At 73.5% G+C, this 19,966-nt stretch carries 18 protein-coding genes; 10 read left to right on the top strand and 8 right to left on the bottom strand.

What is annotated here, in order from left to right; all coding sequences use genetic code 11:
- Positions 1-94 precede the first annotated feature (94 nt).
- Entirely contained in the window at positions 95-493 is a 399-nt protein-coding gene (locus J2X64_RS03500; RefSeq protein ID WP_310149669.1) for a MerR family DNA-binding transcriptional regulator, read from the top strand.
- 226 nt (positions 494-719) lie between these two features.
- Here the strand turns inward: J2X64_RS03500 and J2X64_RS03505 are convergent, their stop codons facing one another.
- The gene (locus J2X64_RS03505; protein WP_310149672.1) at positions 720-2,168 is read right to left on the bottom strand and encodes an MFS transporter; all 1,449 of its coding nucleotides are present in this window, start codon (positions 2,166-2,168) and stop codon (positions 720-722) included.
- A gap of 93 nt (positions 2,169-2,261) precedes the next feature.
- Here J2X64_RS03505 and J2X64_RS03510 point away from each other — a divergent pair, with 93 nt between their 5' ends.
- Both J2X64_RS03510 and J2X64_RS03515 read left to right on the top strand, forming a co-directional pair.
- The gene (locus J2X64_RS03510; protein WP_310149676.1) at positions 2,262-2,822 is read left to right on the top strand and encodes a TetR family transcriptional regulator; all 561 of its coding nucleotides are present in this window, start codon (positions 2,262-2,264) and stop codon (positions 2,820-2,822) included.
- 161 nt (positions 2,823-2,983) lie between these two features.
- Positions 2,984-3,685: a M50 family metallopeptidase gene (locus J2X64_RS03515; protein ID WP_310149679.1), complete on the top strand. Its 702-nt coding sequence runs from the start codon at positions 2,984-2,986 to the stop codon at positions 3,683-3,685.
- 97 nt (positions 3,686-3,782) lie between these two features.
- Here J2X64_RS03515 and J2X64_RS03520 read toward each other — a convergent pair whose 3' ends face one another.
- Positions 3,783-4,706: a PfkB family carbohydrate kinase gene (locus J2X64_RS03520; protein ID WP_310149681.1), complete on the bottom strand. Its 924-nt coding sequence runs from the start codon at positions 4,704-4,706 to the stop codon at positions 3,783-3,785.
- Between the two features lie 77 nt (positions 4,707-4,783).
- Here J2X64_RS03520 and J2X64_RS03525 point away from each other — a divergent pair, with 77 nt between their 5' ends.
- The gene (locus J2X64_RS03525; protein ID WP_310149684.1) at positions 4,784-5,533 is read left to right on the top strand and encodes a lysophospholipid acyltransferase family protein; all 750 of its coding nucleotides are present in this window, start codon (positions 4,784-4,786) and stop codon (positions 5,531-5,533) included.
- Here J2X64_RS03525 and kynA read toward each other — a convergent pair.
- Positions 5,530-6,387 (bottom strand): tryptophan 2,3-dioxygenase, encoded by an 858-nt coding sequence (gene kynA, locus J2X64_RS03530; RefSeq protein WP_310149687.1) that lies wholly within the window; start codon positions 6,385-6,387, stop codon positions 5,530-5,532. The genes J2X64_RS03525 and kynA overlap by 4 nt on opposite strands.
- Positions 6,388-6,453: 66 nt before the next feature.
- Here kynA and J2X64_RS03535 point away from each other — a divergent pair, with 66 nt between their 5' ends.
- Entirely contained in the window at positions 6,454-8,544 is a 2,091-nt protein-coding gene (locus tag J2X64_RS03535) for a PQQ-dependent sugar dehydrogenase (protein WP_310149690.1), read from the top strand.
- A 73-nt stretch (positions 8,545-8,617) separates the two neighbouring features.
- The gene (locus tag J2X64_RS03540) at positions 8,618-10,387 is read left to right on the top strand and encodes a biotin carboxylase N-terminal domain-containing protein (RefSeq protein WP_310149694.1); all 1,770 of its coding nucleotides are present in this window, start codon (positions 8,618-8,620) and stop codon (positions 10,385-10,387) included.
- Between the two features lie 76 nt (positions 10,388-10,463).
- Here the strand turns inward: J2X64_RS03540 and J2X64_RS03545 are convergent, their stop codons facing one another.
- The 4 genes from J2X64_RS03545 to J2X64_RS03560 form a co-directional block, all read right to left on the bottom strand.
- The gene (locus J2X64_RS03545) at positions 10,464-11,030 is read right to left on the bottom strand and encodes an Rv0909 family putative TA system antitoxin (RefSeq protein ID WP_310149697.1); all 567 of its coding nucleotides are present in this window, start codon (positions 11,028-11,030) and stop codon (positions 10,464-10,466) included.
- A 122-nt stretch (positions 11,031-11,152) separates the two neighbouring features.
- A complete protein-coding gene (locus J2X64_RS03550) occupies positions 11,153-12,568 on the bottom strand; it encodes an NAD(P)H-quinone dehydrogenase (protein ID WP_310149700.1) in 1,416 nt (471 codons plus the stop codon).
- A gap of 79 nt (positions 12,569-12,647) precedes the next feature.
- Positions 12,648-13,898, bottom strand: coding sequence for a YncE family protein (locus J2X64_RS03555; protein WP_310149702.1), 1,251 nt, complete (start codon positions 13,896-13,898; stop codon positions 12,648-12,650).
- Complete coding sequence (locus tag J2X64_RS03560) at positions 13,895-14,773, bottom strand: polysaccharide deacetylase family protein (RefSeq protein ID WP_310149705.1); 879 nt, start codon at positions 14,771-14,773, stop codon at positions 13,895-13,897. Before J2X64_RS03560 ends, J2X64_RS03555 begins: the two co-directional genes overlap by 4 nt.
- A gap of 83 nt (positions 14,774-14,856) precedes the next feature.
- Between J2X64_RS03560 and J2X64_RS03565 the strand changes: the two genes are divergently transcribed.
- Together J2X64_RS03565 and J2X64_RS03570 are read left to right on the top strand one after the other, a co-directional pair.
- Positions 14,857-15,708, top strand: coding sequence for a purine-nucleoside phosphorylase (locus J2X64_RS03565; protein ID WP_310149707.1), 852 nt, complete (start codon positions 14,857-14,859; stop codon positions 15,706-15,708).
- Between the two features lie 12 nt (positions 15,709-15,720).
- On the top strand, positions 15,721-17,430 hold the full coding sequence (locus J2X64_RS03570) for a phospho-sugar mutase (RefSeq protein WP_310149709.1): 1,710 nt from the start codon (positions 15,721-15,723) through the stop codon (positions 17,428-17,430).
- A gap of 87 nt (positions 17,431-17,517) precedes the next feature.
- On the opposite strand, the gene J2X64_RS03575 is transcribed toward J2X64_RS03570, so the two are convergent.
- Positions 17,518-18,009, bottom strand: coding sequence for a hypothetical protein (locus J2X64_RS03575; RefSeq protein ID WP_310149716.1), 492 nt, complete (start codon positions 18,007-18,009; stop codon positions 17,518-17,520).
- 158 nt (positions 18,010-18,167) lie between these two features.
- Between J2X64_RS03575 and J2X64_RS03580 the strand changes: the two genes are divergently transcribed.
- Positions 18,168-18,530, top strand: coding sequence for a response regulator (locus tag J2X64_RS03580; protein ID WP_310149719.1), 363 nt, complete (start codon positions 18,168-18,170; stop codon positions 18,528-18,530).
- A gap of 156 nt (positions 18,531-18,686) precedes the next feature.
- The gene (locus tag J2X64_RS03585; protein ID WP_310149722.1) at positions 18,687-19,958 is read left to right on the top strand and encodes a trypsin-like peptidase domain-containing protein; all 1,272 of its coding nucleotides are present in this window, start codon (positions 18,687-18,689) and stop codon (positions 19,956-19,958) included.
- Positions 19,959-19,966 lie beyond the last annotated feature (8 nt).

Raw genomic sequence — 19,966 nt, forward strand, 5'->3', positions numbered from 1 at the left:
TCCTTCGTGGCATGCGCCTTCGGGGGTCGCCCGGCCGCGCGGCATCCGTGTCATTGCTTGACGTTGACGTAAACGTAAAGCAATACTCGCGGGTATGCCAAGCCCCACCGTGACCGAGCAGCGGACCTGGACGATCCGCGAGGTGGCCGAGGAGTTCGGGGTCACGCACCGCACGGTCCGGCACTACGAGGACCTCGGGCTCATCTCCCCCGAGCGTCGCGGGACCCAGCGCGTCTACCACCGCCGCGACCGCACCCGCCTCGGCCTGATCCTGCGCGGTCGGCGCCTCGGGTTCCCGCTCGAGGAGATCCGCACGATCATCGACCTCTACGACCGGCCGCGGGGCAAGGCCAGCCAGCTCGAGTACGTCCTGGGGCAGATCGACGAGCGCCGCACCGACCTCGAGCAGCGCCGCCGCGACCTCGAGGACGCCCTCACCGAGCTCGACGAGTTCGAGCGCCGCTGCCGCGAGGACCTCGACCGGCTCCGCTGAACCTGCCCGTCTCTCCGCTCGCCCAGCCTCTCGGGGTGGGCGGCGGCCGAATCGGCCAGAGGAGCGACGTCGAGGCCGACGGCGACCACGTGGTGTCCTTCCTCGAGCGCTCGTGCGGTCAGGAGCCGGCCGAGACCGGTCGAGGCTCCGGTGATGCCCGGGTGGACATGGGTGCGTTAATTCCATGCAGATGGTGATTCGGGGAGTAGCGCTGCAGCTGGGGTGCTCAGCTAGTCGCGACCGAAGCCGGAGTCGCGTTCGCCGGTTGCACCCTGCGGCGGAGGTCGGCGGTGAGGATCGCGACTCCGACGAGGACCGCCAGGACGTAGAAGAGGGTCGCGACCTCGAAGACGGTGGCGTAGCCGTGGGCGGCGAGGACAGTGCTGGGGCTGTTGTCGTGGTCCACCGCGGAGCCGAACACGACGGTCAGCAGGGCCAGGCCGATGGATCCCCCGAGCTGATGTGCGGTGTTGACCAGGCCCGATCCGGCGCCGGCGTCGTGGGGTTCGATCCCGGACATCCCGAAGTCAGTGAACAGGATGATGGCGATGCCCTGTCCGACCCCGAGGACGAGAAGCGGCAGCAGGATGCCGGGCCAGAACGCGGTGCCGGCGTCGATGCGGCTCAACCAGGCCATGCCGATGGTCGCGAGGGCCAGCGACACGACGAGGAGTACGGCCTTGCTCGCGCGTGGAGCGAGCAGGCGGACGACGTAGACCATCGCGAAGAACATCCCGGTCAGCGGGATGTAGGCGAATCCCGTGGCCAGTGGGCTGAGTCCGCGGACGTTCTGCAGGAACTGGCTCAGGAAGTAGAACGTGGAGAACATGGCGCCGACGATGAGGACGCGTCCGAGGTAGGCGCCGGAGCGCTCGACGTCTGCGAACAGGCGCAGCGGCACGATCGGCTGGGAGTGGCGGCGTTCGAGCAGCACGAACGCGAGGATGAGCGCGAGCGCTGACCCGAGCGGCACCAAGGTGGTGGGGCTGGCCCAGCCGGCCTCGGCGGCCTCGACGAGCCCGTAGACCAGGGCCGACATGCCCAGGGTGATGCAGATGGCCCCGAGGACGTCGACGCGGCCGGACTGGCGGCCGGTGTCGGGCAGATGGCGCGGCGAGAGCGCCAGGATCGCGATTCCGATGGGGACGTTGACGAGCAGGCCCCAGCGCCACGAGAGGTACTCCGTGAAGACGCCGCCGACGATGATGCCGACGCTGCCACCCGCGCCGATCACAGCGCTGTAGATCGCGATCGCGCGAGTGCGCTCCTCAGGGGCGGGAAAGCTGGTGATGAGCAGTGCCAGCGTCGCGGGGATCGCGAAGGCCGCGGCGAGCCCCTGCAGGGCCCGTGCACCGACGAGGACCTCCGAAGACTGGGCAACGCCGGCCAGCAGCGATGCCGCCGTGAACAGGCCCGTGCCGACCATGAAGACGCGGCGCCGGCCGACGAGGTCGCCGGTGCGGGCACCGAGCAGCAGCAGGCCGCCGAACACGAGCACGTAGCTGTTCTGGATCCAGGAGAGCGAGGAGTCGGTGAACTCGAGCTCGTCCTTGATGTGGGGCAGCGCCGTCGTCACGATCGAGGCGTCGAGCGTCATCATCAGCTGGCAGCCGAGGATGACGGCAAGAACGACGCCCCTTTTCCGTGTCGAGGGACGGAGAGCGGGAACGGACATGGGCTCCTCCTAAGTAACTAACAAGTTGGTTGTTCCAGTGAATCACGTCTGCTCCTTCCATGCAACTAACCGGTTACTTGTTAGGATCCGTCCATGGCGAGAGATGCAGAAGCGACCCGAGGGCGGATCCTGGACGCGGCCGAGGCCGAGTTCGCGAGCTACGGCATCGCTGGATCTCGCGTCGATCGGATCGCCGAGACCGCCTCAGCCAACAAGGCGCTGATCTACAAGTACTTCGGCAGCAAGGAGGAGCTGTTCGACGCCGTCTTCGCCGCGCGCGCCCTGTCGTTCGTCGACCAAGTCGAGTTCGACGCCACGGACCTGCCTGGGTACGCGGGTCGGGCGTTCGACCTGTACGAGCGCTACCCGAACACGCTCCGGCTCTCGACGTGGTACCAGCTCGAGCGCGCCGACGGTCGGCTGCCGGCGATCGTCGAGTCGAACAACGCCAAGCTCGCCAAGATCGAGCAGGCACAGGAGGCCGGCCTCCTGACGACTACGTACTCGGCGCTCGAGCTGCTCACCGAAGTGCGCGCCCTGTGCATGAGCTGGCACCTGCACACACCAGAGCTCGCGCTCGTACGACGACCGAACCGCGCGCGTTGTCGCGAGGTAGTTGTCGAGAGCGTCCGCCGGCTGGTGGCTGGCGACTGATCCTCCGGACACCAGCGTGAGGCGGCCTTGCCGATGCTTTGTCCATCTCGTGGTCCGCCGCTCCGCACCGTCAACGCCTACCTGTCACCAACCTCCAGGCCGAGTACATCCAGCCGTCCCGCCACAGCGGGCGCCCAGCGCGGTGGGCTAGGTTCGCCGCCGTGAACTGGGACGAGGTCGGCGCACGCGTCGTACCGACCGCCGGCATCGCGCTGGCCCCGTCGGCCGCGCTCACCGCGCTCGGCGCCGCGCTCGTCGTGGTCGGCGTCGCCCCGGTCTGGCAGTCCCTGCGCGTCGTCGTGACGCTGGTGCACGAGCTCGGCCACGCGGTGGTCGGCCTCGCAGTCGGCCGACGGTTCACCGGCTTCGTGCTGCGGGGCGACATGTCCGGCCACGCGGTGACGGTCGGGCCCTCGCGTGGCGCCGGGCGCGTGGTGACGACGTGGGCGGGCTACCCGGCCCCGGCCGTCCTCGGCGCGGTCATGGTCTGGGCCGCCGGTCGCGGCTGGTCGGCCCCGATGGTCACCGCCGGCCTGGTCGTCCTCGTGGTCGCGCTGCTGCGGGTGCGGTCGGCGCTCACCGGCGTGGTGATGGTGCTCGTCCTCGCGGCGAACGGGGCCCTCTGGTGGTGGCGGGACGACCGGCTGCAGGCGACCGTGCTCGTCGCCCTCGGCGTGGTCCTGCTCGTCGGGGCCTGGCGGCACCTGGGGGCCGTCGCCGGCAGCCGCGAGCGCGGCAGTGACCCGGCGGTGCTCGCCGCGCTGACCCGCGTGCCGCGCGGGCTCTGGACGGCGTCCTTCGTCCTCGTCTGCGCCGCCGCGACCGCGTGGGCCGGCCGGGTGCTGCTCGACCTCGTGCGCTGACCCTGCGTCCGCTCACCTGCGGGGGCGTCGAGGAGTCAGGACATGCCGACGACGCGGCCGTGGCACCGGCATGTCCTGGCCGCTCGACGGGGCTCGGTCAGGGGTGCCGGGCCGCCAGGAAGGCGTCGATCTCGGGGGCGGTCGGCGCCGTCGCCGGTCCGCGACGCGTCACCTTGATTGCCCCGGCCGCGTTGGCCCGCCGTGCCGCCGTCACCCAGTCGGTCCCTCGCGAGACCTCGGCGACCAGCACGCCCGTGTGGGTGTCCCCGGCGCCGTTGGTGTCGACGGCCTCCTGCGGGTACCCGGGCAGCGACTCGGTGCGGCCGTCCAGCCGCAGGTGGCACCCGCGCGCGCCGTCGCGCACCACCGCCACCGCGCCCTCGGCGAGCCGCTCGGCGACCGCCGCGACGGAGTCAGCCGGGTCGGCGCAACCGGTCAGCTGCCCCGCCTCCTCGGCGTTGCTCGTCCACACCGCGGTGCGCTCGAGCACGTGCTGCTGCAGCGAGGGCGCGAGGTCCCCGAACGCCGCACCCGGGTCGAGGACCACCAGCACACCGTCCACGAGGTCGTCGAGCCACTCCAGCAGCGGGTCGCGGGTCCGTCCCACGAGCGAGAACCCGCTCACGCAGACGAGGTCCCCGGCGACCGGACGGCTCGTCGCGAGGCTGGCCGCGCTGATCCGCCGCTCGGCACCCTGGGTCGTCACGAACGTCCGCTCGGCGCTCGGCTCGACCATGACGACGCAGATCCCGGTGTCGAGGCCGTCGACGACCGGGCTCGACACCACGACACCCTCGGCCGCGAGCGCCGAGCGCACGAGGTCGCCGTTCGGCCCCTCGCCCACCGCCCCGGCGAGCACGGCATCGGCGCCCGAGCGGGCGGCGGCGACGAGGATGTTGACGGCTCCCCCGGCATACCGCTCGTAGCTGCGGGCCACCGCGTTCCCGCCGCGCCGCGGCAGTGCGTCCACCTCCACGACCACGTCGACGAGGGCCTGTGCCGTGTGGATCACCCGCGTCATGCCCGGAAGTATGCCGGTGGCCGCTACCGTCGGCAGGGAGGCCGGCGAACCCCGGCCCGGGCAGGGCAGGAGGGGACGTGCGCGACCTGGTGTACCCGCCGATCGTGGTCGCGGCCAAGCTCGGCCTGCGGCTGCTCGGCCAGCGGGTCGACCTGACCGGCGCCGAGAACGTCCCGCGCCACGGCGGCGTCGTGCTCGCGCTCAACCACGTCGGCTACCTCGACCCCGTCTACGGCGGGCTGGCCGCCGACCCGTCGGGGCGGCTGGTGCGGTTCCTGTCCAAGCGCGAGCTGTTCGAGCACCGGTGGATCGGCCCGGTCATGAGGGGCGTGCACCACATCGAGGTCGACCGGGCCGAGGGAGGGAAGTCGCTGGAGACCGCGGTCGAGTACCTGCGCGCCGGCGAGGCCGTCGGCATCTTCCCGGAGGCGACGATCTCGCGGTCGATGGAGCTCAAGGAATTCAAGACCGGCGCCGTGCGCATCGCCGCGGCGGCCGGCGTGCCCGTCGTGCCGGTCGTGCTGTGGGGCACCCAGCGGGTGCTCACCAAGGACCACCCGCGCGACCTCGCACGTGGGCGCACCGTCACCATCCGGGTCGGCGCCCCGAGGACGTATGCCGCGAGCGACCCGGTCGCCGACACCGCCGACCTGCGCGCGGTGATGGGGCGGATGCTCGAGGGCGCCATCGCCGCGCACCCGGCGCAGGAGCAGCCGCCCGGGTCGTGGTGGCTCCCGGCACGGCTCGGCGGCTCGGCGCCGACTCCCGACGAGGCCGCCCGGCTCGACGCCGAGGAGAGGGCGCGCCGGGCAGCGCACCGTCCCTAGACGCGGGTGCGGACGGCGTAGAGCTCGGGGAAGAAGGTGAGGTCGAGCGCGCGGCGCAGGAAGTCGACGCCGGACGAGCCGCCGGTCCCCCGCTTGTGGCCGATGGTGCGCGTGACGACCTGCAGGTGGCGGAAGCGCCACTGCTGGAAGTTGTCCTCGATGTCGACGAGCTCCTCGCAGGTCTCGTAGACGCCCCAGTGGTCGTGCGGCGCGGCGTACACCTTCGCGAAGGTGTCGACGAGCTCCTCGTCGGCCCGGTGGGGCTGGGACCAGTCGCGCTCGAGCAGGCCCTGCGGCACGGCATACCCAGCCCTGGACAGGTAGCGCAGGAACTCGTCGTAGAGGCTCGGCTGGTGGAGGAGCTCGGCGAGCATCGCGCGGGCCTCCTCGTCGTGCTCGAAGACCTGGAGCATCTCGGCGTTCTTGTTGCCGAGGAGGAACTCCACCGCGCGGTACTGCCAGGACTGGAAGCCCGAGCTGGTGGCGAGGAACGGCCGGATCAGGGCGTACTCGCTCGGGGTGAGGGTGGCCAGCACCGACCACTGGCCCGTGAGGACCACCTGGATGTGCTTGACCCGGGCGAGGCGCTTGAGGGCCGGTGCGAGGTCGTCGGCGGCGAGCAGGTCCCGGGCCGAGCGCAGCTCGTGCAGCATGAGCTTGAGCCACAGCTCGGACGTCTGGTGCTGGATGATGAACAGGAGCTCGTCGTGCTGGGCGGGGACGCTGCGCGGGTGCTGCGCCGACAGCAGCCGGTCGAGGTCGAGGTAGTCGCCGTAGGACATCGCGCGGGAGAAGTCGCGCTCGACCGTCTCCTCGAGGTGGCGCAGGGCGCGGGCGTCGTCGGCGGAGCTCATGGGGCACACGATAGGGCCCGGCAGTCTGCGCAGGCGGAGGCGCCCGAGCCGACCTACCCTCGACACATGCACGTCAAGGGGAACGTGTCCACGCACCGCACCACCACGGTGGCGCTGGTGTCCGCCGCCGCGCTGCTCCCGGCGCTCGCGCAGGTCGCGCCCGCCGCGGCATCCGCGCCCGGGCACGCCCCGCCGTCGACGGTGTCCGCACCGCCCTCGACGGTGTCCGCACCACCGTCGCTGGTCTCCGCCGCCCCGCCGACCCCCGGGGTGACGCTGACGACGCTGGCGAGCGGCCTGGCGCTGCCGTGGGACGCGGCCCAGCTGCCGAACGGCGACGTGCTCTTCACGCAGAAGGCCGGCACCACCTCGCTGCGGCGCACCACCGGCGCGGTGCAGGTGGTCGCGACCACGCAGTCCGACCTGTTCGTCGGGTCCGAGTCCGGGCTCATGGGCGTCGTGCTCGACCCGGCGTTCGCGAGCAACCGTCGGTACTACACCTGCCAGGCCTACCGCGGCACCGGCGCCTCGCCGATCGACATCCGCGTCCTGCGCTGGGTGCTCTCAGCCGACGGCACCTCGGCGGCGCGGTCGGGCGCGCCGGTCGTCACCGGCATACCGATCACGACGGGGCAGCACGGCGGCTGCCGGCTGCGCTTCGCCGCCGACGGGACGCTGCACGTCGGCACCGGTGACGCCATCACCGGTACCAACCCCCAGAGCCTGTCCTCGCTGGGCGGCAAGACGCTGCGGGTGCGCACCGACGGCACCGCGCCGGCGGACAACCCGTTCGTCTCCCGCGGTGGCCGGGCCGCGCTGGTCTACACGTACGGCCACCGAAACGTGCAGGGGCTGGCGCTGCGCCCGGGCACGACGCAGATGTGGAGCGCCGAGCACGGGCCCGACCGCGACGACGAGGTCAACGCGCTCGTGCGCGGCGGCAACTACGGCTGGGACCCGGTGCCCGGCTACAACCAGACGGTCCCCATGACCGACACCGCGAAGTTCCCCTCGGCCGTCCGTGCCCGCTGGAGCTCGGGCTACCCCACCGTCGCGACGAGCGGGCTGACGTTCCTGCAGGGCAGCAGCTGGGGCCGCTGGGAGGGGGCGCTCGCCGTCGCCGAGCTCAAGGGCGCGGGCGTGCGCGTGCTGTCGATGACTCCGGACGGGCGCGTCACGGGCAGCGAGCAGGTCGCGGCCCTCGACGGGACCGTCGGCCGGGTGCGCACCGTGCAGTCCGTGCCGGGCGGTGCCTTCCTGCTGACCACCTCCAACGGCTCGGGCGACCGCCTCGCCCGGGTCGCCCCCGTCCCTCCGGCGACGCCCGCATGGAGCCCTGGCACCGACGTCTCCCCCAGCGGGGTCGGGACGGTGCTGCGGGGCCAGCAGGTCCTGGCGTTCGTGCGCGGCACCGACGACAGGGTCTGGTACACCAGCCAGGCCGGCGCCGGCGGCGCCTGGGCCTCGTTCCGCTCGCTGCCCGGGACCGTCGCGTCCGCCCCGACCGCCGTCTCCTGGGACGGCTCGCGGGTCGACGTCTTCGCCCGCAGCGCCTCCGGCCACCTGCTGCACACCTGGGACCCGGGCACGGGCTGGCGTCGGTGGGAGGACCTGGGCGGCAGCCTCACCAGCGCACCGTCCGCCGCCTCGCTCAGCAGGGGCACGATCGACGTCTTCGCGCGTGGCACCGGCGACGCGCTCGTCCACCGGCGCTGGGACGGCTCGCGCTGGCTGCCGTGGACCAGCGGCGGCGGAGTCCTCAGCGCCGCCCCGGCCGCCTCCGCGGACCGCGCCCACGGCACCATCGCGGTGCTGGTCCGCGGGTCCGACGCGTTCGTCTACGGGTCGAGCTGGACCGCCGCCGGCCGGACGACCGGCTGGCAGCGGTGGGGCCGCCAGACCTGGTCGGGCCTCGGCGCGAGCCAGGGCGGTGCCGACCGGGTCGTCCTGACGCGCAACGGCACCACGCCCGTGTACATCCGCGGCCGGCTCGCCATCGCGATGGGGTCGGGTCAGCTCAGCGGCGCGCCCGCCGTGACGTCACGCAGCTCGACGAGCTTCGTCGGCCTGGGACGCGGCCTCGACGGGGCGCTGTACGCCTACGACGGCAGGGCCGGCCGGTACGGCTGGAGCAAGGTCGGCGGGGCGCTGCGCTGACCCGCAGGACTGTCACCCATGCCACACCCCCGTCGCCGTGGGTGCCGTGGCGGAAACGGCTAGGCTCCGCGACATGGCGCCCATCTCCAAGGTCCTCATTGCCAACCGCGGCGAGATCGCCGTCCGCGTCGCCCGTGCCTGCGCCGACAGCGGCCTCACGTCGGTGGCCGTGTATGCCGAGCCGGACCGGGACGCCCTGCACGTGCGCGTGGCCGACGAGGCCTACGCCCTCGGCGGCACCACGCCCGGCGACTCCTACCTCGTGCAGGAGAAGCTGATCGAGGTCGCGAAGAAGGCGGGCGCCGACGCGGTGCACCCCGGCTACGGCTTCCTCTCCGAGAACGCCTCCTTCGCCCAGGCCGTCATGGACGCCGGGCTGACCTGGATCGGCCCGCCCCCGGAGGCCATCGACTCCCTGGGCGACAAGGTCAAGGCCCGGCACATCGCCGCCCGCGCCAACGCCCCGCTCGTGGCCGGCACGGCGGACCCGGTCGCCGACGCCGACGAGGTCGTGGGCTTCGCGCAGGAGCACGGACTGCCCGTGGCCATCAAGGCGGCCTACGGCGGCGGCGGCCGCGGCCTCAAGGTCGCCCGCACCATCGAGGAGATCCCGCACCTGTACGACTCCGCGGTTCGCGAGGCGGTCGCCGCCTTCGGCCGCGGCGAGTGCTTCGTCGAGCAGTACCTCGACAAGCCGCGCCACGTCGAGACCCAGTGCCTGGCCGACCAGCACGGCAACGTCGTGGTCGTCTCCACCCGTGACTGCTCGCTGCAGCGCCGTCACCAGAAGCTCGTCGAGGAGGCGCCCGCGCCGTTCCTCACCGACGAGCAGAACGCCGAGCTGCGGCGCGCGTCCAAGGCGATCCTGTCCGAGGCCGGGTACGTCGGCGCCGGCACGTGCGAGTTCCTCGTCGCCCAGGACGGCCGCATCTCCTTCCTCGAGGTGAACACCCGCCTGCAGGTCGAGCACCCGGTCACCGAGGAGGTCACCGGCATCGACCTCGTCCGCGAGCAGTTCCGGATCGCCAACGGCGAGGAGCTCGGCTACGACGACCCGGAGCCGGTGCGCCACTCGATCGAGTTCCGCATCAACGGCGAGGACGCCGGCCGCGGCTTCCTGCCCGCGCCCGGCACCGTGTCGGTGTTCGAGCCGCCGTCGGGCCCGGGCGTGCGCCTGGACTCCGGCGTCGTCTCGGGCGACGTCGTCGCCGGGGCGTTCGACTCGATGCTGGCCAAGCTCATCGTCACCGGACGCGACCGCCAGCAGGCGCTCGAGCGCTCGCGCCGGGCGCTGGCCGAGTTCGTCATCGAGGGCATGCCCACGGTGCTGCCCTTCCACCGCGTCGTCGTCGAGGACCCGGCCTTCGCGCCGGAGGGCGACAAGCCGTTCACCGTGCACACGCGGTGGATCGAGACCGAGTTCGACAACCAGATCCAGCCGTATGCCGGGCCCGTCGCCGACGCGCCCGAGGAGGCCGGCGAGCGCCAGACGGTGGTCGTCGAGGTCGGCGGCAAGCGGCTCGAGGTCGTCCTTCCGGGCGGGCTCTCCCTCGGTGGTGGCGGCACCGCCGCCAAGAAGAAGGCGCCCCGGCGCTCGTCGTCCGCCAAGGGCGGCGGCGCGGCATCCGGCGACTCCCTCACCGCCCCCATGCAGGGCACCATCGTCAAGATCGCCGTCGAGGAGGGCCAGCAGGTCGAGGCCGGCGAGCTCGTCGTGGTCCTCGAGGCGATGAAGATGGAGCAGCCGATCAACGCCCACAAGGCCGGCACCGTCACCGGCCTCGCGGCCGAGGTCGGCCAGACGGTCACCAACGGCGCGGTCCTGGCCGAGATCAAGGACTGACGCACCCGGCCCCGTCCCGCGCACACGACGAGGGGCGCCTCCCGGCCGGGAGGCGCCCCTCGTCGTCCGTGGTCGGTCAGGACCGCAGCGGTCCACCGCTGTCCGGCTGCTCCCCGCCGGGAGCCGGCTCCTCGGGTTGCGGCTCACCCTGCTGGGTCGGGCCGCCCTGCGGCAGCGGGTCGGCGTCCGGGTCCCTGGGTTCCGGGGTGGTGGGGACGTCGGCCGGCGACCCGGCGTCGACTGGCTGTCCCGGCTCCGGGTCACCGGTGCCCGGGCTGGGGTTCGGCGCCGGCACCGGGCTGTCCTGCGACGCCGAAGGCGGCTCCGGCGACGACCCGGGGCCCGGTTCCGGGTCGGGGGTGGGCAGCGGCTCGGGCTCCGGGGTCGGCAGCGGCTCGGGCTCGGGAGTGGGCACCGGTGCCGGTGCGGTCGGCGGCTGGCCCGGGTCCGGGTCGGCCGGCACGCCCTGCGGCGGCAGCCCGAGCTTGTCGCGCAGGACGTCGCCACCCTTGTCCACCTGGTCGGCGTACCGGCCGCCCGTGCGCTGGTCGATGAGGTCCTCGACCTTGTCGATCGCCGAGTCGGCCTTGTCGGGGTTCCCCTTCGCGAAGTCCTTGATCTTGTCGAGCCACTCGCCAGCCATCGTCTGCCTCCGGTTGGAACGGGTCGTGCCGGGCACCGGGCGGCACCCGTCCTTCGACCCTACCGACGCCCGCCCCACCCGGCCCGTCGTGCAGGCGGCCGCCGACTCCGATCGGAGATGGCTCAGTCCCGGGGGTGGAGCTGGCGCGCGGCCTCGGCGATCGAGCCGGACAGCGACGGGTACACCGTGAAGGTGCCCGCGAGCTGGTCCACGGTCAGCCCGTGCTGCACCGCGATCGTGACGGGGTAGATGAGCTCGGACGCCTTGGGCGCCACGACCACCCCACCCACCACCGTGCCGACCCCGCGACGGGCGAAGAGCTTGACGAAGCCGTCGGTGATGCCCTGCATCTTGGCGCGGGGGTTGGTCGCGAGCGGCAGCATCACGCAGGTCGCATCGACGGTGTCCTCGTCGACGTCCTTCTGCGAGTAGCCGACCGTGGCGATCTCGGGGTCGGTGAAGATGTTCGCCGAGACGCCGCGCAGGTTGAGCGGGGCCACCGCGTCGCCGAGGGCGTGGGCCATGGCGATCCGCCCCTGCATGGCGGCCACGGACGCGAGGGGCAGCACCCCCGTGCAGTCGCCCGCGGCATACACGCCTCGCACGGACGTCCGCGAGACGCGGTCGGTGACGACGTGACCGGACTCGCTCAGGGCGACCCCGACCTCCTCGAGGCCGAGCCCGGAGGTCTGCGGGACCGAGCCGACGGCGAGCAGGGCGTGCGAGCCCTCGACCTCGCGGCCGTCGACGAGCCGGACGACGACCCCGTCGTCGGTGCGCCGGACGGACTCCATCCGCGAGCGCCCCAGGACCTCCATGCCCCGCTTGCGGAAGACGTCCTCGATGACCGTGGCGGCGTCGGCGTCCTCGCCGGGCAGGACCCGGTCGCGCGAGGACACGAGGGTCACGCGGGCGCCCAGGCCGAGGTAGGCCTGGGCCAGCTCGGCACCGGTGACGCCGGACCCGACGACGACGAGGTGCTCGGGCAGCTCGGGCAGCTCGTAGATCTGCTGCCAGGTGAGGATGCGCTCCCCGTCGGGCCGCGCGGTGTCCATCACGCGCGGGGTGGCGCCGGTCGCGACGAGCACCACGTCGGCGTCCAGGGTGCGGGTCGAGCCGTCCTCGAGCGTGGCCTCGACCCTGGAGGGCGACAGCAGCCGACCGGTGCCCCGAAGCACCTCGACCCCGTCGGACGCCAGCCGCTCGCCGATGTCACGGGACTGCGCGGCGGCGAGCGCCATGACGCGGCGGTTCACGGTGACGAGCTCGGCGACCGAGTCGGACACCTCGTCGCCCTCGTGGTCCTCGAGGTGCAGTCCGAGGTCGGAGGCCGTCTCGAACTGGGAGCGGAAGTCCGCGGTGGAGATGAGCGCCTTGGACGGGACACAGTCGGTGAGCACCGCCGCGCCGCCGAGGCCGTCGCGGTCCACGACCGTCACGGACGCGCCGAGCTGGGCGGCGACGAGGGCGGCCTCGTACCCGCCGGGGCCGCCACCGAGGATCACGACGGAGGGCTGGGGCGCGTTCACGGCCCCCATCCAACCACTGGGGCCGTCGGCGCCCGCCACCGCGTCAGGGCCGGCCGGACCGCCGCGACGACCGCCACCGCGTCGGCCGTCAGCGCATGTTGCCGGTGTGGCCCAGCGAGAACCGCCCGGGCTGCGGCCAGACGGCCAGGCCGTGGGGGCCGCTGTCGACCTTGATCGTGTGGGTGACCTTGCCGGTCGTGGTGTCGAACACGTAGACGACGTGGTCGTACCGTCCGGCGAGCCACAGCTCGTCACCCAGCGCGGTCACGCCGCCCATGTCGGGAGAGCCGCCGCCCGGGATCTTCCACAGGGCGACCTTGGCCAGGGTGCTGCTGTCGAGGACGGTGATGGAGCCGGCGTCCCGGTTCGACACGAACAGTCGCCTGGCGTCCCGCGAGGGGTAGATGCCGTGGGCTCCCATGGCGGTGTGGATGAAGCGGGAGATCTTCTGCGTCTTCGCGTCGATGACCCACACGCCGTTGCGCAGCATGTCGGCGACGAGGAACCAGCGCCCGTCCGGGGTGAGCCGGACGTCCTGCGGCATGGCCGACGCCCCGGGCATCAGGCCCTGCTTCGGGCTGCCGGGCATGTTCATCGCCTCGTGCGGCGACGTCGCCCCGGGGGTCTTCACCCTGTTCAGGTCGATGACCTTGCGGACCTTCCGGGCCTCCGCGTCGATCACGAGCAGCTTGCCCGAGAACTCGCAGCTGGCGACGAAGAAGCTCTCGTCGGCGCTGAAGTCGGCGTGGTTGACGCCGTGGCACGGGACCGGCAGCGAGCGCTGCAGCTTCATGGTCCGCGGGTCGCGGACGTCGATGCGCCGCAGCCGCTCCGCCATGACGAGGGCGTGCTTGCCGTTGGGCGTGAAGTAGAGGTTGTACGGGTCGGCCACCGGGACGGCCTTGCCCTGCTTGCCCGTGACGGGGTCGATGGGGATGAGGTCGTTGCCGAGGTCGTCGTTGACCCAGAGCGTCTTGAGGTCCCACGACGGCACCACGTGCTGCGGCTCGCGCCCGGTGCTGAACCGGCGGATGACCTTGTAGGTGCGCGGGTCGATGACCTGCACGGTGTCGGCCATGGTGTTGGGCACGTAGACGAGCGCACGGGCCTTCGCCGCCTCGGGCGAGAGCATGCCCGCGCCGTCGTGCTCGTAGACGTTCGTCGTCGCGGCCGTGGTCGTGCTCGACGACTGTGTCGTCGAGGTGCTGCCGGACGGCGTCGTCGTCCCTGCCGTGTCGCGCACCGACGGGCTGCAGGCGGACAGCGCGCACCCGGCCGCGACGACGGCGGCGATCGCGCCGAGGCGCAGGCGTGCGCCGGCCGGTCGGACTGTCCTCACGCGACGTCCCGCAGGAGGGTGCTGAGCCCGACCGGGCGCAGCCCCATCCGGGACAGGTCGGTGAGTATGCCGGGCAGAGCCTCGGCGGTGCCGGCGTGCCCCAGGTGGAGGCTCACGATCGACCCGGCCCGCACCTGGGTGCGGGTGCGCTGCCGGACCGCGACGGCACCGGGGTCGAGGAAGTCCTGGGGATCGACGTCGTACGACACGCAGCGAGCGTAACCAGCCCGGCGGGCCGCTGCGCGGATGCGCGCCGTGCTGTGCAGGGTGCCGCTCGGCCGGAACCACCAGCCGGCCGTGCCGACGGCCTTCTCCAGCGCCGAGACGCCCTTGGCCACCTCGGCGTCGGCGGTGGCGGCGTCGAGGGTCTTCATCTGCTGGTGGCTCCACGTGTGGTTGCCCACCTCGTGCCCGGCAGCCAGCACGGCGCGGGCGAGCTCCGGGGCGGCGGTGACCCAGGTGCCGACCGCGAAGACGGTGATGTGGGCGTCCGCTGCCCGGCAGGCCTCGAGCACCTGCGTGGTGAGCGAGGCCGGCCCCTGGCCGTGGAAGGTCAGCGCCACCTCGGACCGGTCGCGCGGCCCGTGGACGATGTCGTCGCCGGGGCGGGAGGCGATGCCCGGCTTCACGAGGCCGCCGCCGGCCGTGGCCGTCGGCGACCCGGTCGCCGTCGTGGTCGCCGCACCCGAGGTGGAGGGCGAGGACGCAGAGCTCGACGAGCCACCCGAACCGGACTGGCCGCCCGGGTGGTCCGGGGTCGAGCACGCCGCGGTGGTGAAGGCGACGGCCGCGGCCCCGAGCACCGCCCGCCGCGTGGGCGCCGGCGTCCGCCCGGGTGAGGGGTCGGGCAGGACCGGCTCTGCGTCGCTGTTCACGGCGGGCATGCTCGCAGGTCAAGTTGGGAAGTCGATCAAGACGCGCCTGCGCGCAGGGCCCCGGCCGTCGCTACGCTTCCGGGGTGAGTGAGCAGAGCCGCCCGTCGCCGGGCGCCCCCGACCTGTCCGACCCGGCCACGGATCCCTTCGAGGTGGCGCGCGCCGCCGCCGCAGTCATCGCCGAGCGCACCGGCGCCGAGCGCCATGACGTAGCCCTCGTCCTGGGCTCCGGCTGGGGCCAGACCGGCGACCTCATCGGGGAGACGCTCGCGACCGTCGACAACGAGGACGTCCCCGGCTTCGGCCGGGCGGCCGTCGCCGGCCACTCGGGCACGATGCGCTCGGTCGCGATCGGCGACACCGGCAGGCGAGCCCTCGTCTACGGCACCCGCACCCACTTCTACGAGGGCCGCGGCGTGCGCTCCGTGGTCCACGCCGTGCGCACCGCTGCCGCAGCAGGCTGCTCGACCATCGTCCTGACCAACGGCTGCGGCGGGCTGAACCCCGCCTGGCGCCCCGGCACCCCGGTCCTCATCCGCGACCACATCAACCTCACGGCGCACTCCCCCATCGAGGGCGCGAACTTCGTCGACCTGACCGACCTGTACTCGCCCCGCCTGCGCGAGCTCGCGCGCACCGTCGACCCCGACCTCGACGAGGGCGTCTACGTGCAGTTCCGCGGCCCGCACTACGAGACGCCGGCGGAGGTGCAGATGGCCAAGGTGATCGGCGGCGACCTCGTCGGCATGTCGACCACCCTCGAGGCGATCGCGGCACGCCAGAGCGGGCTCGAGGTGCTCGGCATCTCCCTCGTCACCAACCTCGCCGCCGGCATCAGCGACCAGCCTCTCTCGCACGAGGAGGTCCTCGAGGCCGGCCAAGCTGCCGCGGAACGGTGCGGCCGCCTGCTCGCCGCCGTCGTCGGCCGGATCTGAGAGGAGCACCCCATGACGTATGCCGCGCGCCACGGACGCGACGGGTCCACGCCGGAGACCCACGGGCACGAGGACGAGCTCGTCGAGGCCGCCCAGCACTGGATCGACGACGACCCCGACCACGACACCCGGGTCGAGCTCGGTGAGGTCCTCGTCCGCGCCAAGCAGGGCGACGAGGAGGCGCTGGCCGACCTGTCGGACCGGTTCGCCGGGATGCTCGAGTTCGGGACCGCCGGGCTGCGCGGCGCCCTCGGCGCCGGTCCCAACCGGATGAACCGCGCAGTGGTCATCCGTGCGGCCGCCGGGCTCACGGCATACCTCCAGGAGACCGACCCCGAGCCCTTCGTGGTGGTCGGCTACGACGCGCGGACCAAGTCCGACGTCTTCGCCCGCGACACCGCGGCGGTCGTCGTCGGGGCCGGCGGCCGGGCCATGGTCCTTCCGCACGTGCTGCCGACCCCCGTGCTGGCCTTCGCCATCCGCCACCTCGGGGCGGACGCCGGCGTGATGGTCACCGCGAGCCACAACCCGCCGCAGGACAACGGGTACAAGGTCTACCTCGGCGACGGCTCGCAGATCGTCCCGCCGGCCGACAGCCGGATCGCCGGGCACATCGCCCGGGTCGCGCAGGTCGCCGACGTGCCGCTCGCCGACGACGGCTGGGAGACCCTCGGCGACGACGTGCTCGAGGCCTACCTCGACGCGACCGCGCGCGTGGTCGCGCCCGACAGCCCGCGCGACCTGTCGGTCGTGCACACCGCCCTGCACGGCGTCGGCAGCGACACCCTCATGCAGGTCTTCGAGCGGGCCGGCTTCCCGGCGCCCACCCCGGTGGCCAGCCAGGAGCACCCGGACGCCGCCTTCCCGACCGTGACCTTCCCCAACCCGGAGGAACCCGGCGCCATCGACGCCGCGCTCGCCCTCGCCGAGGAGGTCCGGCCCGACATCGTCCTGGCCAACGACCCCGACGCCGACCGGTGCGCCGTCGCCGTCCCCGACGGCGGGCAGTGGCACATGCTGCGCGGCGACGAGGTGGGTGCGCTGCTCGGGGCTCACCTGCTGGCCCGCGGCGTGCCGGAGGATGCCGTGTTCGCCAACTCGATCGTGTCCTCGCGGCTGCTCGCGGCCATGGCGAAGGACGCCGGGATCCGCCACGAGGAGACGCTTACCGGCTTCAAGTGGATCTCGCGGGTCGAGGGGCTGCGCTACGGCTACGAGGAGGCGCTGGGCTACTGCGTCGACCCCGCGACCGTTCGCGACAAGGACGGCGTGAGCGCCTGCCTGCTGATGGCCGAGCTGGCCGCCACGCTCAAGGCGGAGGGGCGCACCCTCACGGACCTGCTCGACGAGCTCGCCGTGAAGCACGGCGTCCACGCCACCGACTCGTTCTCGGTGCGGGTGGCGGACCTGTCGCTCATCGGCACCGTCATGGCGCGGCTGCGCGAGCAGCCCCCGGCCGACATCGGCGGGACCGCCGTGGCCCGGGCCGACGACCTCGCCAAGGGCAGCGAGTCGCTGCCGCCGACCGACGGGCTGCGCTACCACCTCGAGGACGGCAGCCGGGTCATCGTCCGGCCGTCCGGCACCGAGCCGAAGCTCAAGGTCTACCTCGAGGTGGTCGAGCCGGTCGCCGACGAGGACGCCCTGGACGCGGCCAAGGCCGTCGCCGCGGAGCGTCTTTCGGGCCTGCGCGAGGCGATGGCGGCGCTCACCGCCGCCTGAGGCTTCGGCCCGGCCGAGCCCTCCGTCAGGCTGGGCGCCGTCCGCCCGGGACCGGGCTGGGCCCGGGCGGACGGGCACTGCGCCGGGCTAGGACTTCCGCCAGAACCGCTTCCTGGCCCGCGACGCGTCGGCCGGCTCGGGGGACGGCGTGGCGGCGTCGGCGTCGTCGACCGGCTTCGGCTCGCCGTCGAAGTCCTGGGCGTCGCCCTCGAGGGCGACGAGAAGCAGGCTGACGAAGTAGCCGGCCCCCTGGTCCCCCGTCACGGCCTCGAGCTCCACCTGGCCGTCCTCGACGAGGAAGTTGAAGGCGTCCAGGGCCGACAGGCGCAGCTCGGTGATCCACACCGCCTCGAGGAAGCTCGACACCTGCCGCGGCCGCGTGCCCGGCCGGTAGCGGACCAGGGCCACCAGCAGCCGCTCGGGGTCGTCGGTGACCTCCACCTCGACCTGGGCGAACATGACGCTGGCGACGAGCCGGCGACGCAGCCGGGCCGCGGCGTCGGCCAGCGGCGCACCGGAGGCGGGCGGCAGGTTGTTGGTCACCGCCTCCCGGAGCTGCATGAATTCGGCACGGTCCACGCGTGCGAGCGTGCCCGACTTGGGCGGAAACGGCAACGGGCGCCACCTCGCGGCGCGTCGCCCCGATCCGCCCGGATCCGGGCCGCCGCACCATAGGGTGCGGGGTGAGGTTTCCGGCCGTCCCTCCCGGCCGTGACGGCGCTCGGGAAGGACCAGCGATGAAGGTTCTCGTGGTCGAGGACGACCTGGACATCCAGGACCTCGTCGTCACCCTGCTCACTCGTGACGGCCACACCGTGGTCGCCGAGGCGGAGGGCTGGACCGGCCTTGCCACCGCCCTGGCGCAGGCACCCGACCTCGTGGTCCTCGACTGGATGATGCCGGGCATGAGCGGGGTGGAGGTCTGCCGCGCCCTGCGTGACGACCCGCGGACCAAGGACGTCCCCGTCCTCATGCTCACCTCCAAGGCGCAGGAGGCCGACATCGACCAGGCGTTCACGGCGGGGGCCGACGACTACATGGTCAAGCCGTTCCGCGGGCGCGAGCTGGTCAGCCGGGTCCGGGACCTCGTGACCCGCTGACGGCGCGCCACGCGAGGTTCGGTGCCGGCGCGGTCGTCGCGCGGTCGTCGGGCGGGCGCTCCCACAGCGACCACAAAGGCTCGGTACAGCCGGGGTCCACCCGAGGGGTGTGTCGTGGGGTCCATCGATCCCCGACCCGAACCGCAGGTGACCCCGATGCCGACCCTCCGCCGCCCCCTCGCCCTCTCCCTCGTCACCGCCGCCGCCCTGGCCGGCGGAGCCGTCGGCTACGGCGGGTACCAGCTCGAGAGCGCCCTGCGCTCCTCCGGCACCGCGGTCGCGGTGGGTGGCACGCGCGCCGGCACCGAGCCGGCCCGCTGGGGTGGTCGCTGGTATGCCGGGGGCACGTGGGACGGCGACGGGTGGTCGGGCGCCGGCAGCGGCGGCTCGGTGGGCGGCGGCACGGGCAGCGGGGGAACCGGCGGCGCGGGCAGCGGCACAGGGAGCGGTAGCGGGGGCACCGGCAGCGCCGGCACGGTGACGGCAACCGGCACCACCACCGAGGCCACCGCGCGGCAGCTGCGGGGCGTCGTCGACATCGTCACGACGGTGGACTACGGGCAGTCCCAGGCCGCCGGCACCGGCATCGTCCTCACCTCGGGCGGTGAGGTCCTCACGAACAACCACGTCGTCGACGGCGCCACGACCATCACCGTGACCGTGCTGTCGACGGGGCGCAGCTACGCCGCCACGGTCGTCGGCACGAGCCCGACCAACGACCTCGCCGTCCTGCGCCTGCGCGGCGCCAGCGGCCTCACCGCGGCACCGATGGGCACGTCGTCCTCGGTCGCCGTCGGGGACGCGGTCACCGGTGTCGGCAACGCCGGCAACGACCCGGGCACCTCCGCGGCGAGCGGCACGGTCACGGCCCTCGACCAGCAGGTCACCGCGAGCGACGGCGACGGCACGAGCGAGACGGTCACCGGCCTCATCCGCACGAGCGCGCCGATCCAGTCCGGTGACTCCGGCGGACCGCTCCTCGACAGCGCGGGCAAGGTCGTCGGCATCGACACGGCCGCCGAGACCAGCGGCTACGGCGGCCAGACCGTCGCGGGATACGCCACCCCGGTCGACCACGCGCTCGACGTCGCCGCCGCCATCCTCTCCGGCACCGACGACGCGACGTACCACCAGGGCCTGCCGGCGTTCCTCGGCGTGCAGACCGGTGGCGCGACGGCGTATGCCGGGTCGACCGCCGCGGGCGTGCCGGTCGTCGGCGTCGTCAGCGGCTCCGCCGCCGAGCGCGCGGGCCTGCAGGCCGGCGACACCATCACCCGGGTGAGCGGCACGGCCGTCTCGTCCCAGACCGGGCTCACCGGTGTGCTGGCGCGGCGCTCACCCGGCGACCGGGTCGTCGTCGCCTGGGTCGACTCCTCCGGGGCGGCCCACCACGCGACCGTGACCCTCGGCTCCGGACCCGCGGACTGACGCGCGGC

Source organism: Phycicoccus sp. 3266, assembly GCF_031456495.1.
Classification (GTDB): domain Bacteria; phylum Actinomycetota; class Actinomycetes; order Actinomycetales; family Dermatophilaceae; genus Pedococcus.